Raw genomic sequence first — 14,406 nt, 5'->3', positions numbered from 1 at the left:
GGGCGTGACGGGCTCGGCAGGCTACGCGAGGCCGTCATCGTCCGCCGGGAAGCGGACCTCGGTAATGAGGCCGCCCTTGTCGCGGGCTTGGAGGACGAGCCGGGCGTGGTGTGCCTCGCTCACGCTGCGCGCGAGCGCCAGTCCGAGACCGTGTCCTCTGCCCGGACCGGCCACACGACCGTGGCCGCGGACGAACGGCTCGGTCAGCGTGGCGACGAGTTCCTCGGACAGCGCCGCGCCGGAGTTCTCGACGATGAGGCATACGTCCGTCGACGTTCGGTCCACCGTGATCCGGATGCGGCCGTCTCGCACGTTGTGCCGTACCGCGTTCTGCACGAGGTTGGCCACCGCCTGTCGGAGGAGCGCCGGATCGCCGGTGAGCGTGGCCGGCACCAGTTCGGCCTCGACGGTGAGGCCGAGTGCCTCTGCCGCGGACTCCTCGGCGCGCAGGGCGTCGTGGACGAGCGCGTCGAGCCGCACGCGCTCCTGGCGGAGCTGTCCGCCCTCGGCGTCGGCCAGCGTCAGGAGAGACTCGATCGTCTCTCGGTTGCGCTGGTTTATCTCGCGGATCCGCTCCGCCGTCCGGCGCAGCGCAGGCAGATCAAGGTCCGGGTCGGCGAGCGCAACATCCAGCAGGGTCTGCGTGGTCGCAATCGGGGTGCGCAGCTCGTGGGAGGCGTTCGCGGCGAAACGCTGATGCTCGCCGACGGATCGTTCCAGCCGCGAGAGCATGTCGTCGAGCGTCTCCGCGAGATCGCGCAGTTCGTCGTGCGGTCCGTCGCCGCTGACGCGCTGGGTGAGATCGCCCGACGCCGCGCTCTTGGCCACGCGGTTGATCGCCTGCAGCGGCCGCAACATCCTGCCGGCGATGACCCATCCGGCGATGGCACCGACGACGGCAAGCACGACGAAGGCGGTGATGGAGGCCGTCAGCAGCAGCCGGAACACGTCGTCCGTACTGCTGATCACCGGCCCGGCGAACGCCGGATCGGTGTTCGAGATGACCGCGGACGGGTGGGTCGTGGCCTGCGGGACGCTGCTGGGCGCTTCGAGGCCCTGCATCGGCGTGAGGGAGTAGAGAGGTACGTACCGCATGAACAGGTACACCACGCCGAGCATGAGGGCACCGATGACCGCGAGCAGCACGGCGATGGCGACCGCCAGCCGCGCGCGGATGGTGAATCGTCGCGTCTTCCCGGTCATGCGCCGAACCGGTATCCGCTGCCGCGGACGGTGTGGATCACCGGCGGCGACCCGAGGCGCTTGCGGAGGTTCGAGACCGTCACCCGGATCGTATTGGTGAACGGATCGGCGTTGGCGTCCCAGGCCTTCTCCAGGAGCGTCTCGGCGCTGACCACACCGCCCTCCGCGCGCATCAGGACGTCGAGGACCGCGAACTCCTTGCGGGCGAGCCGAATCAGCCGGCCGTCCCGGTACACCTCGCACCGGAACGGATCCAGGCGCACACCGGCGTTCTCCAGCACCGGCGGCCGCCCCTGCGCCGGGCGCCGCTCGAGCGCGCGTAGCCGCATCACCAGCTCGGGGAAGTCGAAGGGCTTGGCGAGGTAGTCGTCGGCGCCGAGCTCGAACCCGCTCACCTTGTCACCGAGCCCGCTCGCGGCGGTGAGCATCAGCACGCGGCAGTCCGGGCGGTTCGCCACCACCCACGCGCAGACGTCGTCGCCATGCAGGCCGGGGATGTCACGGTCAAGCACCACGACGTCGTAGTCGTTCGTGCGCAGCTCGTCGACCGCACTCTCGCCGTCGTGCACGAGATCGGCGGCGATCGACCCCCGGCGCAGACCGGTCTGGACCGCCTCGCCGAGGTAGACCTCGTCCTCCACGATCAGCACGCGCACGGCGACCCCCTTCCCGGCTGTACTGCGCCTGGTCAACCTCACCAGACGTGCCCTAACGCGAGCGTAAAGGAATCCCTGAACCTTCCGAGAACACACGGGTTCGTTGACTGGGCGCGGCGCTCGAGACGAGTGTCCCGAGAGGAAGGAACCCGAATGACACCTCGCACACGCCGTCGCGGCGGCAGACTCGCGACGCTCGTCGCCGTCCCGCTCCTGATCCTCGCCTTCGCCGGCTGCGCTGCGCCCGACGGCAAAGGCGACCCCTCGTCCAAGCCCTCCAGCGCATCGCGCGAGGCGTGGACGCTCAAGTTCAACCAGTGCTTGCGCGACAACGGCTACGACATCAAGGACCCGGCCGCGGGCATCGGGGCCGGCAACAAGAACGCCCCCGGCGCACCCGCGGACGTCATGCAGAAGTGTGGGGACGAGGTGGGCGACCCGCCGCCGCTGACGAACGAGGAGAAGGAGGCGTTCGAGAAGGAGGCGCAGCGCGCGCTGCTGGAGATGGCGAACTGCTACCGCAAGAACGGCGTGAACGTGCCGGATCCTCTGCCCGGTGAGGCGCTGAGCGTTCCGAGCGACGTGCCGCAAAGCGTGGTCGAGCAGTGCGGCGGCGGCATGGCGCCGGGGACGCTGGTGGGCCCATGATGACCGTGTCGGATCACACATCCCGCGTGCGGCGGCGCACCGTCTGGATCGCCGTCGCCGCGGCGGCCGTCCTCGCACTGGGCGGGGGTGCCGTGTTCGCTATCGCCCGGTCGGCGCCCTCCACCGAACCGACCAGCCGCCCCCGTGCCGCGGAGGCGGTGATCGAGCGCGGAACGCTTTCCGGCTCGGTCAAAGCCACCGGATCGCTCAAGTTCGCCGACCCGCACGACATCGGGTCGACGATCACGGGCGTGCTCACCTCGGCGCCGCGGCCGGGCGCGACCGTCGGTGTCGGCAAGCCGCTCTTCCTCGTGGACAACGTCCCGGTGTTCCTCTTCCGCGGCACGATCCCCGCCTGGCGGCCGTTCGCGTCGGGTATGGGCGACGGCCCGGACGTACAGCAGCTCGAGGAGAACCTCGCGGCTCTCGGCTTCTTCAAGGAGCAGCCCGATCGGAAGTTCCGCTGGGCGACGACCGAGGCGATCCGCGCCTGGCAGAAGGCGACCGGACAGGAGCGCACGGGCGGCATCGACCTCGGCAGGATCGTGTTCGACCGGGGCGAGCTACGCGTGCAGGACGTCAAGGTGCAGCTCGGCGGGTCCGTGGGCGGCGGAGCGGCGATCCTGTCGGTGACGACCCTGCAGAAGCATGTGAACGTGAAGTTGCCCCTGACCAGCCAGCAGCTGGCGAAGGTCGGCGGTGCCGTGCAGATCACGCTCCCGGAGGGGACCCGGACAACGGGGAAGGTCACCTCCGTGGAGACGCCGCAGCAGGAGAGCGACGGCAGCGTCAGCATCCCCGTCCTGGTCGCGCTCGACGATCCCGCCGCTGCGGGGGATCTGCAGCAGGCCAACGTGACGGTCGGTTTCCCGTCCGAGGTTCGCGAGAACGTGCTGTCCGTCCCGGTGGCCGCGCTGATCGCCCTGGATGACGAGCGGTTCGGCGTCGAGGTCGTGGACGAGAAGGGATCGACCCGACGCGTCCCGGTCACGAGGGGGATCTTCGCGGGCGGCCGCGTCGAGATCTCCGGCGACGGGCTGGAGGCGGGGCAGAAGGTGGTGGTCCCGAAGGTATGAACGAGATCATCCGGCTCGACGGTGTCGAGCGTAGCTACGGCCAGCCGTCGGTACTCGCTTGCGCGGGCGTCAGCCTGTCGATCGATCAGGGTGAGCTCGTGGCCGTCGTCGGCCCGAGCGGGTCCGGCAAGTCCACGCTGCTGAACCTGATCGGCACCCTCGACCGGCCGACCGCAGGCTCGGCGACGATCGCCGGGGTGGACGTGCAGCGCATGTCGGACGCGGAACTGTCGGCGCTGCGGGCGTATCGCATCGGATTCGTGTTCCAGCAGTTCCACCTGGCAGAGGGCGTTGCGGCGCTCGACATCGTGGCGGACGGAATGCTCTACTCGGGCGTCCCGCGAGCCGAGCGCCGCCGCCGTGCCCGGCTCGCGCTGGAGCGTGTCGGCCTCGGTCATCGCACCGGCCACAAGCCGAACCAGCTCTCCGGCGGTGAACGCCAGAGGGTCGCGATCGCTCGCGCCGTCGTCGGCGATCCGGTGCTGCTGCTTGCGGACGAACCGACCGGCAATCTGGACTCGGAATCGGGCGCCTCGGTCGTCGCGCTGCTTCGCGAACTGAACAGTTCGGGCACGACGGTTGTCGTCATCACCCACGACGCGGAACTCGCTGCGGTTTTCCCCCGGCGCATCGCGGTGCGCGACGGGCGGGTCATCTCGGACTCGTGCGCCAACAAGCGGGAGACCGCCCAGAGTGAGGAGCATGCCGCATGATCGGCACCCCGCGTTCCTCGCTGCTGCCAGCCGACATCGCGCGCCTCGCGGTTGCCGGAGTGCGCGCCCGCCCGCTGCGCGCCGTCCTCTCGGCACTCGGCATCGCCATCGGCATCGCGGCGATGCTTGCGGTGGTCGGCATCTCGGCGTCGAGCCAGCAGCGAGTGAACGAGCAGCTCACCAGCCTGGGCACCAATCTCTTGCGCGCCGAACCGGCCAAGAACCTCTTCGGGGAACAGACCAAATTGCCCCCCGAAACCGTCGGCAAAGTCCGACTCGTCGACGGCGTCGAGGCGGCAAGCGGCATCGCGGTGCTCCCGGCGTTCCACGTGTACCGCAGTGAGCTGATCGATCCGTCGGCGACCGGCGGTCTCCAGGTGGTTGCGGCTGACCTGGACCTGCTCGATGTCACCCGGAGCGAGCTGAGCGCCGGCGCATGGCTGAATCCCGCCACAGCGGCGTTCCCATCCGTCGTCCTGGGCGCCACCGCCGCCGAACGGCTGGGCGTGGTGGAACCGGGCGTGCAGGTGTGGCTGGGCGGCCGGTCCTTCACTGTGATCGGCATCCTGGCTGCGTCGCCGCTGGCGCCCGAGTTGGACACCTCCGCCCTGATCGGCGGCCCGGTCGCGGCCAGGCTGTTCGGATGGCAGGGCAACCCGTCGACCGTCTACGCACGGTCGGCCGAGGGCGCCTTCGACCGAGTCCGTTCCCTGCTGCCCGGCACGGTCCAACCGCAGTTCCCGAGCGATGTGAGCGTCTCACGCCCCTCCGACGCACTCGCTGCGAAGGCCGCGATCGATCAGGCTTTCACCGGTCTGCTCGTCGGGCTCGGTGGCATCGCACTCCTCGTCGGCGGGATCGGCGTCGCCAACACAATGATCATCTCCGTCATCGAACGCCACCGGGAGGTCGGTTTGCGCCGCGCCCTCGGCGCGACCCGGACGCACATCCGTGTCCAGTTCCTCGCCGAGGCGCTCGTCCTCTCCGCGTTCGGCGGCGTCATAGGCGCGCTCCTCGGCGCCGCGGTCACCACGGTGATCGCCCCGCTTAACGACTGGCCGATCGTCGTTCCTCTCCTGGCCGTGGTTGTGGGACTGGCCTCCACGCTCGTGATCGGCGCTGCAGCCGGGCTCTACCCGGCCGCGCGTGCGGCTCGTATCCCGCCGACGACGGCCTTGAACGGCTGAGGGGGCGGCCCGCGCGGTTCGGCTCCCGGCGGTCGGTCCGGGGCGGCGCCGTAAGCTACCTGTAATAATTGGAGTATGCCCATATCGTCATACGCCTATGAACACTATAGTAACGTATGCGGTGAGATCGCCATGCCTACAGGCTGCTCGTTTCAATGAAAGCACCGGTGTCGACATCGGGCCGGGAGCACCGCGCATCGTTCGAGCAAATGACTGCCCGCCGTCGGCGGGACAGAGGCAGGCGCTGTGTTTTCTGGTCGGCGCGGCACCGGCCGGCGGCATCCGGCGTCAACCACGGAACCGCTCACCGCGGCGACGGCGGCAGGTCGCCATCCAGCAGCACCACTCGCGAACCCTGGGCCGGCTGCACGCGCAGCCGCCCGGCGCCGTACAAGGGCCGACCACGCGGCCGGGTCGCACGGAAACACCAGCTCAGGCTGCAGGTGGTCGACGAAGACCGAATCACAATTCGGGGGGAATCGTCGCTAAACTCGTCATCCACATTGTCCCTTGTCGGGCCGGCCCACTGGTTACCTTGCTGTGCTGTTTGGGCTGACCGCAAGGAAGTCGAGGCCTTATGGCGACGGCATCGCCTCTGACCACCGCAAATCAAAGGAGCCATACAGCACAGTGCCGGATGGGTAGTGCGAGCGCCGACCGCACCGGTAGGGTTGGACCCGTATCGGCGTTGGCCAGCAATTGTCGCCCGCCGTCCCCTTGGGCTGCCTATGATTGGATGAGAGTTGGCGCGAAAAGTGGCCGACCCCACAAACAGACAGCACGATTCAGATGGCCGCGATCAGTCGATGGCGTCGAACCGGCGCGGTGGTCGACAGCGGTCCATCAAGCGGCGGATCATCAGGCTGGTCCTCGTCCCTGGTGTCGTGGCAGTGACCCTGTGGCTCGTAGCGTCCGGGTATCTCGTGTTTCAAGGTTGGTACAACCGGGAGGTCGCCAACGGCGTCCGCAAGGTGTCGATTCCGGCGGTTTCCGCGTTGGCGTCGATCCAGCAGGAGCGGCGACTGAGCGTCGGTTACCTCAGCCAGCCGTCGAGGGGCGTGCAGGAGCTGCTTGAGCAACGGCAGCAGACCGATCAGCGCCTGGCGGAACTGCGTACTGTCGCTGATGCGGGGCTGGCCAACGCTCCGCAGTCCATCGTGACGCGGTGGAAAGCGGTGACGGGTTTCCTGGACCAGCTTCCGGGTGTGCGAAGCACGATCGACGCCAAGTCGGCCGACGCCCAGGATGCCTACGACTTCTACAACCAGCTGCTTGATGCCGCCACCGCCCTGTTCGACACGCAGGCCCGGATGGTGCCCGACGCCACGGCGACCAAGGGGGGCATCGCGGCGACCGAGGTGTGGCGGGCCAGCGACCTGATGTCCCGCGCCGGATCGGCGATCGAGGCCGCGTTCGGGGCCCGCGCGCTCAGCGACCAGGACCATCTCGCATTCGTCAATATGGTGGGCGCCTATCGGTTCGGTCTGACGACCGTTGCTCCACACCTGCAGCCGGAGGTACGTCAGCGGTATGAGGACGTCACGGCGAGTGACGCGTGGAAGCAGCTTGTCGCCGCGGAGAACGCGATCATCGCCAGCGGCCCGTGGCGCAATGGCGTGCCTCGCACACTGCCCGTCGACGCTGCTCGCTGGCAGGCGCTGACCCGCCAGGTCTCCGACCAACTGATCGATCTGACCGTTCTGGAAGCCGACCAGGTGTCGGCCCAGACCCTGCGTACCGGAAACAATCAGCTGCTCGCCGCATCACTGGGAAGTCTGATCGCGCTCTGTGTCGCGATCGGTGCGATCCTGTGGGCGGTCCGTCAATCGCAGGTACTGGTGGACCAAGGTCTGTCCGTGCGCTTGGCGCGGCTGGGCAGGGACGCCGCCGAGACGGTCGATCAGCGGCTGCCCGCCATGATGGACCGGCTGCGCCGGCGCGAACCGGTTGACCTCGAGGTCGAGCTACCGACCAAGGACTACGGAAGCGACGAGATCGGTCAGGTCGCAGACGTCATCAACCGGTCGCTGCACGTTGCCGCGGGTGCGGCCGTCGACGAGGCGAAGACCCGGGCTGCCGGCACCGCGATGCTCATGGGCGTCGCGCGCCGCCCTCAGCGCCCTCTGCAACGCGGCCTCCAGGTGATCGAAGGCCTGCAGAAGCGGATCGGTGACGAGGAGGTGCTCCCGCAGCTGTTCGACATCCACCACCAGCTCAACCAGACCCGGCGCTTCCTGGAGAACCTCGTCATCCTGGCCGGTGGCCAGATCGGCCGGCGTTTCAAGAACCCGGTGCCGCTGCGTCGGGTGCTACTGGCGGCATTCGCCGAGACGCAGCACTACCAGCGGATCACGCTTCGTGACGCGCCTGACGTGGCACTGGTCGGGCCGGCCATCGCCGGAACCGTCCACCTCTTGGCCGAGCTACTGGACAACGCGCTGGCGTTCTCCCCGCCGACGACAACGGTCTGGGTCACGTGCGTCGAGGTTCCGCACGGCGTCGCGGTGGAAATCGAAGACGCCGGCGTCGGCATGAACGCAGAAGCCGTGGAACGCGCCAACGAGCTGCTGGCCACCGCGCCTACTCCGGACGTGACCGAGCTCAAGGGTGGCACCCAGGTCGGCCTGTACGTCGTGGCCGAGCTGGCCAAGCGCGACGGCGTTCAGGTCAGTATCCGCAGGTCCGCGTACGGCGGGCTGTTGGCCATCGTGCTGCTGCCTGAGCGGGTGCTCGTCACCACCGGGTCCATCGAACCCGAAGTGTCCGACGTGCCCGAGTCGCCCGCCGCGCTTGCCGCTGAGAGGATCGATACCGGCATTCATCCGGCCGTGACAAGGACCGCTCGACCCGACGACATCCGACGCTACGACCTGCGCCCTGCGGCCGGGGTCGCGACCGTCGCGGCCGCCCCGACGGCCTCCACCGGGTCAATCCCGGAACCCCGTGAACCCCACGTCGTCCACGCTGCCGCACATCGCCGAGCCGACCTCACCGGCGGCGTGAGGAGCAGCGACTTTTCCAATGGAAGCGCCGTAGCTCCCCGGCAACGGGCGTCGTCCGCTGCGTATGGGGTGGGCACCGAGCCGCCCAATCCGCAAGCCGCCACCCGGCCGGTGCTACCGCACCGCCAACCCCAACAACACCTCGCGCCCGAGCTGCGCGAGGAAGACACGCCAGACACCAGGGCACAGGGGGCGACGGCAGCGAAGTCACCGGAAGACGTCCGGGACCGGTACACGCGGTACCAGCGAGGACGATCCGGATTGACGCCGTCCGACGGTCGGACAGCGAGCAACGGCAACACTTTCACCAGCGCTGATCAAGGCGGGGAAGCATGACCTACTCAACACCGCAGAATGACCTGACCTGGTTGCTGGACGATCTTGTCAAGGTTCCGCATGTTCGCGATGCGGTCGTCGTCTCCACCGACGGGCTGATCATTCAGAAATCCACGTCGCTGCCGCAGGACACCGCGGAGATCCTGGCCGCCGCGTCGTCTTCGATGTACAGCGTTGCCGCGGGCACGGGACGACGCATCGGCAGCGGCCCGGTGGACCAGGTTGTCATCGAGTACCACGATCGGGTCCTGTTTCTCGCCGCTGCCGGGCCGAACGCTCGTCTGGCGGTGCTGTGCGAGTCAGCTGTCGACATGGGCACGGTCGCCTACGAGATGCGTCGCCTGGTGACCCGCATCGGCGAGTATCTCGGCACCGAAGCACGCTCGGCTGCGCTGGCGGGCAACGGTCAACCTGGCCTGGGCCATGGTGCATGACGTATGGGACGGCGACGACGAGGCAGAGGGCGGGCGGCTCGTCCCGCTGTACATCCTTGTCAACGGGAAGACGAGTCCACGGAACAACAGCCTGGACCTCGCCACTCAGGTCATCGCCATCCCGGCCAACGCGAGACGACTAGAGCCGGAGTATGAGGACATCGTCAGCCGGTGCGCGAACTGGATGTCCATCGCTGAGCTCGCCGCCTACGCGAACTGCCCGCTCACCATCATGAAAGTCATGGTTGACGTGCTCCTTGAGCAGGGGTATCTCGGCATCGGATTTCCGGCGCAGCAGACGATCGTGGATCGTCGGATGCTGGAAACGGTGCTTGCCGGCCTCGAAAGACTCTAGGCAAGAGGACTGACATACGTGAATCGCCAATCAGTCAAGGTCGTTGTGGCAGGCGGCTTCGGTACCGGCAAGACCACGTTGGTCGCCTCGGTCAGCGAGATTCCGCCACTGACCACGGAGGAAGTCCTCACCCAGGCCAGTGTCGGCGTAGACGACGTAACGGGCATCGAGGACAAGACGAACACCACGGTCGCCCTGGACTTCGGACGCATCACCATCAGCCCCGACGTCGTGCTCTACCTGTTCGGCACGCCGGGGCAGGACCGGTTCTGGTTCATGTGGGACGAACTCGCGCAGGGCGCAGTGGGTGCGATCGTGCTGGTCGACACCAGAAGGCTCGGCACCAGCTTCCCCGCCGTCGACTTTTTCGAGCGGCGGGGTATACCGTTCGTCGTTGCCGTCAACCGGTTCTTCGGTGAGTGTCTGTACAGCCAGGAGGAGATTCGCGCTGCCCTGGAGCTCGATCCCTCCGTTCCGTTCCTGTGGGTCGATGCCCGCGACAAGGCATCCAGCAAGCAGGCATTGATCACCCTGGTTCGGCACGCGATGGCGCGCATGCCGGTCAGTTGATCGGTGACTCGAAAGCTCACACCGCCAGCTGGCCGGCGTGGGCTGCGACCTGGCTGAGGTAGCGGTCGGCGCCGTCCGGGGTCATGAACCAGTCGGTGAGGCTGTTCGGGTCGGCGAACCCGTTGGCGAGGCGGCTGGCCACCTCAGGGTGCCGCGCCGCCGTGGCGAGGATGCGTTGGACGTGTTCGGGCGGCGGCTGGAGCATCCCGTTGGTCAGGTTGGTCACCCGCTCGGCGGTGTCCGCCCAGAACCGTTCGAAGGTGTTGTGCATCCAGTCACGGTCGAACGGATCGTCACCGTGGTCGAGGATCGCGGCCAGGTAGGCGGCGGCACACCGTGCGGCGGCGTTGGCGCCCTGCGCGACGACGGGGTCGTTGGTGACGAGCACGTCGGCGGCCCCCAAGACCAGCCCGCCCGAGGGCAGTTCGCCGATCGGCCGCCGCACGGTGGGGGTGAAGCGGCCGGTCAGGGTGGCGTGGGGGTCGGTCAACTCCAGGTGGGCACAACGCTCGTACAGCCACGGAGTGTGTTCGCGGATCAGTCCGACCGCCCGCGTCAGATGTTCGTCCGGGCCGGGACGGTCGCCGAACACGTCCAGCGGCCCGCCGGGGACGGCCTCCCAGAACAGGATGTCGCACTGCCCCGTTGTGGTCAGCGCCGGGATCAGGATCAGCTCGCCGGCGCCGGGCAGCACCGTGAACGTGACGTTGGGCCACAGGTCGGTGTCCGGGTCGCGGCCCATGCCGTGGACGTAGGCGGCGGCCAGGCCGCGCTGCGGTGTGGTGTACGGGGAGCGGGAGGGATCCCGGTCGAACAGCGCGGTCAGGTCGCCGCGGCCGGCGGCGATGACGATCAGGTCGTAGTGGCCGGACTCGGCGATCTCGTCGAGATCGCCGATGGCCGCTTCCTTGGTGTGGACGGTTCCGCCGAGTTCCTCGAAAAGCTCCAGCCAGCCGGCCATCTTGACCCGCTGGTCGGTGCTGCGCGCCGGCGTATCCAGGGCACCGTAGATGTCCAGGCGGTCGCCGCCGGGTGGCGCCGCGACGGTCCAATGCAGCCCGGCGATGTCGGGTGTGTCGCCGGCCCACAGATCGAGCCCGAGTCGCTGTTCGACGGCCACCGCTGGGCCGAACATGACTTGGGTCGATGTCGGCCGGGACCGGCGAAGCTCGTCGGGGGTCCGTGCCGACAGGATGGTCACGTCGTAATCGCCTGCGCGAAGCAGGCCGTGGCCGAGCAGCAGCCCGCACTGGCCCGCGCCCACAATCAGGATTCTGCGCATCGCTGCATCCTTTGCAGGGTCGAGGTCTCTTGGTCGGCATGTACAGGAGCGGTCTCCAGGACCGCCTTGAACTTCCGGCTATGCCACGGCTCCGGCGGTCGGTCCCGCCGCGAGCGGTTCCAGCCGTACCTTGAAGTGCCGCAGCAGGGGTGGTGACGAGACGATCCGATAGCCGCGGACCCGCTCGGGTTCCTTGGCGATGTCGGCGAGCACTGATGCCACGTACTCAAAGTGCGCGTCGGTGTAGACCCGGCGTGGGATCGCCAACCGCACGAGCTCGAAGGGCGCGGGGGTGACGAGTCGGTGCTCGTCGTCCATGCCGCCCAGATACAGCGACCCGAGCTCGGCGCAGCGGATGCCACCGTCGAGATACAGCTGACACCCGAGGGAGTGCCCGGGGAACTCGTGCGGCGCCAGGTGGGGCAGCAGCCTGCCGGCGTTGAGGTACAGGGCGTGGATGCCGGGCGGCTGGATGGTGTCCACGCCGGCATCGTTGATCATCTGGGCCAGTCGTGCGGTGGATGCGGCGCGGGACTGCAGGTATGCCGGGTCGACGACCTCCTTCAGCCCTTGGGCGAGTCGTTCGAGGTCGTGGCCGGCCAGCCCGCCGTAGGTGCTGAACCCTTCGGTGGCGATCAGGTTCGCCTCACACGTGGCATGCAGCTCGTCGTCACGTAGGCCGATGAGTCCGCCGATCGCCGTCAATCCGTCCTTCTTCAAGGACACCACGCATCCGTCAGCGAGCTGGAAAGCGCGGGTGGCGATCTGCCGCGGTGTCCAGTCGCTGTAGGCCGGCTCCCGTTCGCGGACCAGCCAGGCGTTTTCCGCGAACCGCGCCGCGTCCAAAAAGAACGGCACGGCGTGGCGCTGGCATAGCTCCCGGACGGCCTCGAGGTTGGCCATGGATACCGGCTGCGCACCGAGGCCGTTGTTGGTGATGGTCACCAGGACCAGCCCGACGCGGTGTCCCTCGGGGCCGGTCAGGACTCGTTCCAGTGCGGCAAGGTCGATGTTGCCCTTGAACGGTTCGTCACTGTCGAGGTCGGCCGCTTCGGGGCACGGCAGGTCCCGTGGTTCGGCGCCGGCCAGTTTGACGTTGGCGTGGGTGGTGTCGAAGTGGGTGTTGCTGATGCAGATCTGGCCGGGTTTCAGCAGGCTGCTGAACAGGATCCGCTCGCCGGCCCGGCCCTGGTGAACCGGCAGGATGTGTGGATAGCCGGTGAGGTCACGGACCTCGTCGCGGAACCGGAACCAGGATCGGGCCCCCGCGTAGGACTCGTCGCCGAGTGCGGCGGCGGCTTCCTGCGCAGCCGAGGTGGCGCCTGTGCCCGAGTCGGAGAGCAGGTCGATGGTGATCTGGTCGGCGCGCAGATTGAACGGGTTGTGGCCGGCCTCCGCCAAGGCCAGTCGGCGCTCGTCGGCGCTGAGGAAGGGAATCGGTTCGACGACCTTGATCCGGTATGGCGGCGGCAGTTTGGCCGGGCCTGTGAGCATAGCTTCGCTCCTTGAACGTTCGGGGGTATCAGGCGGCGCTGCGTTCGGCCGGCAGCTCGGCCGAGTGCTCGAACAGGTGCTCAGCCGGGTGTCGGATCGCCGGTGCCCGCCGTGGACGCGGTGGACTCACCTGGTACGCCTCGGACGACAGGTAGACGGTCACGCCCGGTCGTGGTGGGCCCAGCCGCAGTGAGACGTGGGCGATCAGCCCGACACCGGCACGAAGCGGGCGCTGTGTCACCGCGGTGATCGCCCGATCGAGCGCCGAGCTGTCGAATCCGTGCAGGGCGAGCAACGCCGCCACTCGGTCCCGGGCCTCCTCGTCGTCGTGGACGTAACTTCGGATCGGCACGTACAGGCTGTAGCCGACCGGTTTTTCGGCGCCCTGGGTGAGGGTGTAGCTACTCACGAGCGGCCGGCGGTTGAAAGGTCCGGTACCACCGCCGGCGACCGCGCAGAACTCGGCGAGTGCGGTCACGTCCACGTCGTCGACCGCGCCGGCCGCCCGGACCACGTCCCGGACCTCAGCGCCGTGGTGGGTGAGGTAGAGCTTCACACGGGCTTGCGGCCCGTCGTGCAGGTCCAGCGCGAAGAACGTCAGCCGGTCATCCCGCCCCAGCTCGCCTTGCCGGACACCGTGGTCCAGCATGGTCCGGTAGGACGTGCCCAACCCGAGCCGGTGCAGCGCTTCGGCCACCAGCTTCGGGGCCCGCTCTGCTCCATCGACCTCCGGGTTGAAGTACACCTTGAATTCCGGCCGTCGGCGGCTGCGAAACACCAGCGACCACCACAGGGCAAACTCCCCCTGTGGGTGCTCCGTGGTGAAGAGATCCTGCACTTTGTCCCATTGGGAGGTCGACAGACCGAACCGGTGCGCCTGCGTGTCGAGAAAGCTGTGAGCGGCGGACAGATTCGGCAGAGTGCCGGGTGGTGAACCTATTGCCTCACCCAGAATCCGCAGGGTTGGCGGCTCTTCCTTGTTGAAGGCGATGGAGAATTCGACGGGGGTGTGATCGTCCGCGACGTTGGACGGCCAAGCGGGTGACTCGGACAGTCGGTGCGATCCGACGGGGCCGAGAAGATCTCTCAACAGGTCGATGGGTGGGCCCGGCTCGGCTTCAGCCACCTCGCACAATCGTGCCAGTTGCCCACGTAAATACTCGAAGACGGACAGGTCGCCCATGAGCTGTTCCTCCTGGGTTGGTCCATTCGAAATCGGCTACGTCTCACGTCCGCCACGTCGCACGCTTGGCGTGCTCGGCTGACCTCACGTGTTGCTAGGGGGGCACCGCCACACCAGGGGCGTCCGCATGCGAGTGGCCCGGCGGTTCTGCAAGCAACGAGGTTTTCTGGCATCAACTCGGTCGACTACGAAAAGGATCATCGGCCCCCGCATATCGTGGCGCATCTATTCTGCGGAGTCGAGTGAGACGTTAATCACAAAGAGAAA

13 protein-coding genes are annotated in these 14,406 nt (G+C 68.1%); 8 read left to right on the top strand and 5 right to left on the bottom strand.

All coding sequences use genetic code 11. The features are described from left to right. Positions 1 to 21 precede the first annotated feature (21 nt). Positions 22 to 1,203 (bottom strand): sensor histidine kinase, encoded by a 1,182-nt coding sequence (locus tag Dfulv_RS46420; RefSeq protein WP_259860178.1) that lies wholly within the window; start codon positions 1,201 to 1,203, stop codon positions 22 to 24. After that, a complete protein-coding gene (locus Dfulv_RS46415) occupies positions 1,200 to 1,859 on the bottom strand; it encodes a response regulator transcription factor (RefSeq protein WP_259860177.1) in 660 nt (219 codons plus the stop codon). Before Dfulv_RS46415 ends, Dfulv_RS46420 begins: the two co-directional genes overlap by 4 nt. A 153-nt stretch (positions 1,860 to 2,012) precedes the next feature. Here Dfulv_RS46415 and Dfulv_RS46410 point away from each other — a divergent pair, with 153 nt between their 5' ends. From Dfulv_RS46410 to Dfulv_RS46375, 8 genes are all read left to right on the top strand, one after another. Further along, positions 2,013 to 2,507, top strand: coding sequence for a hypothetical protein (locus tag Dfulv_RS46410; RefSeq protein ID WP_259860176.1), 495 nt, complete (start codon positions 2,013 to 2,015; stop codon positions 2,505 to 2,507). A gap of 26 nt (positions 2,508 to 2,533) precedes the next feature. Further along, positions 2,534 to 3,583, top strand: a complete 1,050-nt coding sequence (locus tag Dfulv_RS46405) for an efflux RND transporter periplasmic adaptor subunit (RefSeq protein ID WP_259860175.1) — start codon at positions 2,534 to 2,536, stop codon at positions 3,581 to 3,583. Positions 3,584 to 3,588: 5 nt separating this feature from the next. Next, positions 3,589 to 4,296 (top strand): ABC transporter ATP-binding protein, encoded by a 708-nt coding sequence (locus tag Dfulv_RS46400; RefSeq protein WP_425552955.1) that lies wholly within the window; start codon positions 3,589 to 3,591, stop codon positions 4,294 to 4,296. After that, positions 4,293 to 5,483: an ABC transporter permease gene (locus Dfulv_RS46395; protein ID WP_259860173.1), complete on the top strand. Its 1,191-nt coding sequence runs from the start codon at positions 4,293 to 4,295 to the stop codon at positions 5,481 to 5,483. Before Dfulv_RS46400 ends, Dfulv_RS46395 begins: the two co-directional genes overlap by 4 nt. A gap of 806 nt (positions 5,484 to 6,289) precedes the next feature. Further along, positions 6,290 to 8,821: a sensor histidine kinase gene (locus Dfulv_RS46390; RefSeq protein ID WP_259860172.1), complete on the top strand. Its 2,532-nt coding sequence runs from the start codon at positions 6,290 to 6,292 to the stop codon at positions 8,819 to 8,821. After that, the gene (locus Dfulv_RS46385) at positions 8,818 to 9,255 is read left to right on the top strand and encodes a roadblock/LC7 domain-containing protein (protein ID WP_259860171.1); all 438 of its coding nucleotides are present in this window, start codon (positions 8,818 to 8,820) and stop codon (positions 9,253 to 9,255) included. Before Dfulv_RS46390 ends, Dfulv_RS46385 begins: the two co-directional genes overlap by 4 nt. Then, entirely contained in the window at positions 9,245 to 9,610 is a 366-nt protein-coding gene (locus Dfulv_RS46380) for a DUF742 domain-containing protein (RefSeq protein ID WP_259860170.1), read from the top strand. The genes Dfulv_RS46385 and Dfulv_RS46380 overlap by 11 nt, the downstream gene beginning before the upstream one ends. A gap of 45 nt (positions 9,611 to 9,655) precedes the next feature. Further along, a complete protein-coding gene (locus Dfulv_RS46375) occupies positions 9,656 to 10,180 on the top strand; it encodes a GTP-binding protein (protein ID WP_259860169.1) in 525 nt (174 codons plus the stop codon). 16 nt (positions 10,181 to 10,196) lie between these two features. On the opposite strand, the gene Dfulv_RS46370 is transcribed toward Dfulv_RS46375, so the two are convergent. From Dfulv_RS46370 to Dfulv_RS46360, 3 genes are all read right to left on the bottom strand, one after another. Beyond that, positions 10,197 to 11,462: a styrene monooxygenase/indole monooxygenase family protein gene (locus tag Dfulv_RS46370; protein WP_259860168.1), complete on the bottom strand. Its 1,266-nt coding sequence runs from the start codon at positions 11,460 to 11,462 to the stop codon at positions 10,197 to 10,199. Between the two features lie 78 nt (positions 11,463 to 11,540). After that, positions 11,541 to 12,956, bottom strand: a complete 1,416-nt coding sequence (locus Dfulv_RS46365; RefSeq protein ID WP_259860167.1) for a tryptophanase — start codon at positions 12,954 to 12,956, stop codon at positions 11,541 to 11,543. Positions 12,957 to 12,984: 28 nt separating this feature from the next. Continuing rightward, positions 12,985 to 14,139 carry a tryptophan dimethylallyltransferase family protein gene (locus Dfulv_RS46360; RefSeq protein ID WP_259860166.1) on the bottom strand — a complete coding sequence of 385 codons (1,155 nt, stop codon included), beginning with the start codon at positions 14,137 to 14,139 and terminating at the stop codon, positions 12,985 to 12,987. Positions 14,140 to 14,406 lie beyond the last annotated feature (267 nt).

It is taken from the genome of Dactylosporangium fulvum, from assembly GCF_025137375.1.
GTDB classification, from domain to species: Bacteria; Actinomycetota; Actinomycetes; order Mycobacteriales; family Micromonosporaceae; genus Dactylosporangium; species Dactylosporangium fulvum.
The sequence above is the reverse complement of the archived record's forward strand: the minus strand, read 5'-3'. Positions and strand labels throughout refer to the sequence as shown.

What these genes read in the sequence shown, in the direction of transcription:
- Dfulv_RS46410 (WP_259860176.1), top strand. Translation starts at nt 2,013, where the DNA reads ATGACACCTCGCACACGCCGTCGCGGCGGCAGACTCGCGACGCTCGTC.
- Dfulv_RS46365 (WP_259860167.1), bottom strand. Translation starts at nt 12,956, where the DNA reads ATGCTCACAGGCCCGGCCAAACTGCCGCCGCCATACCGGATCAAGGTC.
- Dfulv_RS46370 (WP_259860168.1), bottom strand. Translation starts at nt 11,462, where the DNA reads ATGCGCAGAATCCTGATTGTGGGCGCGGGCCAGTGCGGGCTGCTGCTC.
- Dfulv_RS46380 (WP_259860170.1), top strand. Translation starts at nt 9,245, where the DNA reads ATGGTGCATGACGTATGGGACGGCGACGACGAGGCAGAGGGCGGGCGG.
- Dfulv_RS46360 (WP_259860166.1), bottom strand. Translation starts at nt 14,139, where the DNA reads ATGGGCGACCTGTCCGTCTTCGAGTATTTACGTGGGCAACTGGCACGA.
- Dfulv_RS46390 (WP_259860172.1), top strand. Translation starts at nt 6,290, where the DNA reads ATGGCGTCGAACCGGCGCGGTGGTCGACAGCGGTCCATCAAGCGGCGG.
- Dfulv_RS46395 (WP_259860173.1), top strand. Translation starts at nt 4,293, where the DNA reads ATGATCGGCACCCCGCGTTCCTCGCTGCTGCCAGCCGACATCGCGCGC.
- Dfulv_RS46385 (WP_259860171.1), top strand. Translation starts at nt 8,818, where the DNA reads ATGACCTACTCAACACCGCAGAATGACCTGACCTGGTTGCTGGACGAT.
- Dfulv_RS46420 (WP_259860178.1), bottom strand. Translation starts at nt 1,203, where the DNA reads ATGACCGGGAAGACGCGACGATTCACCATCCGCGCGCGGCTGGCGGTC.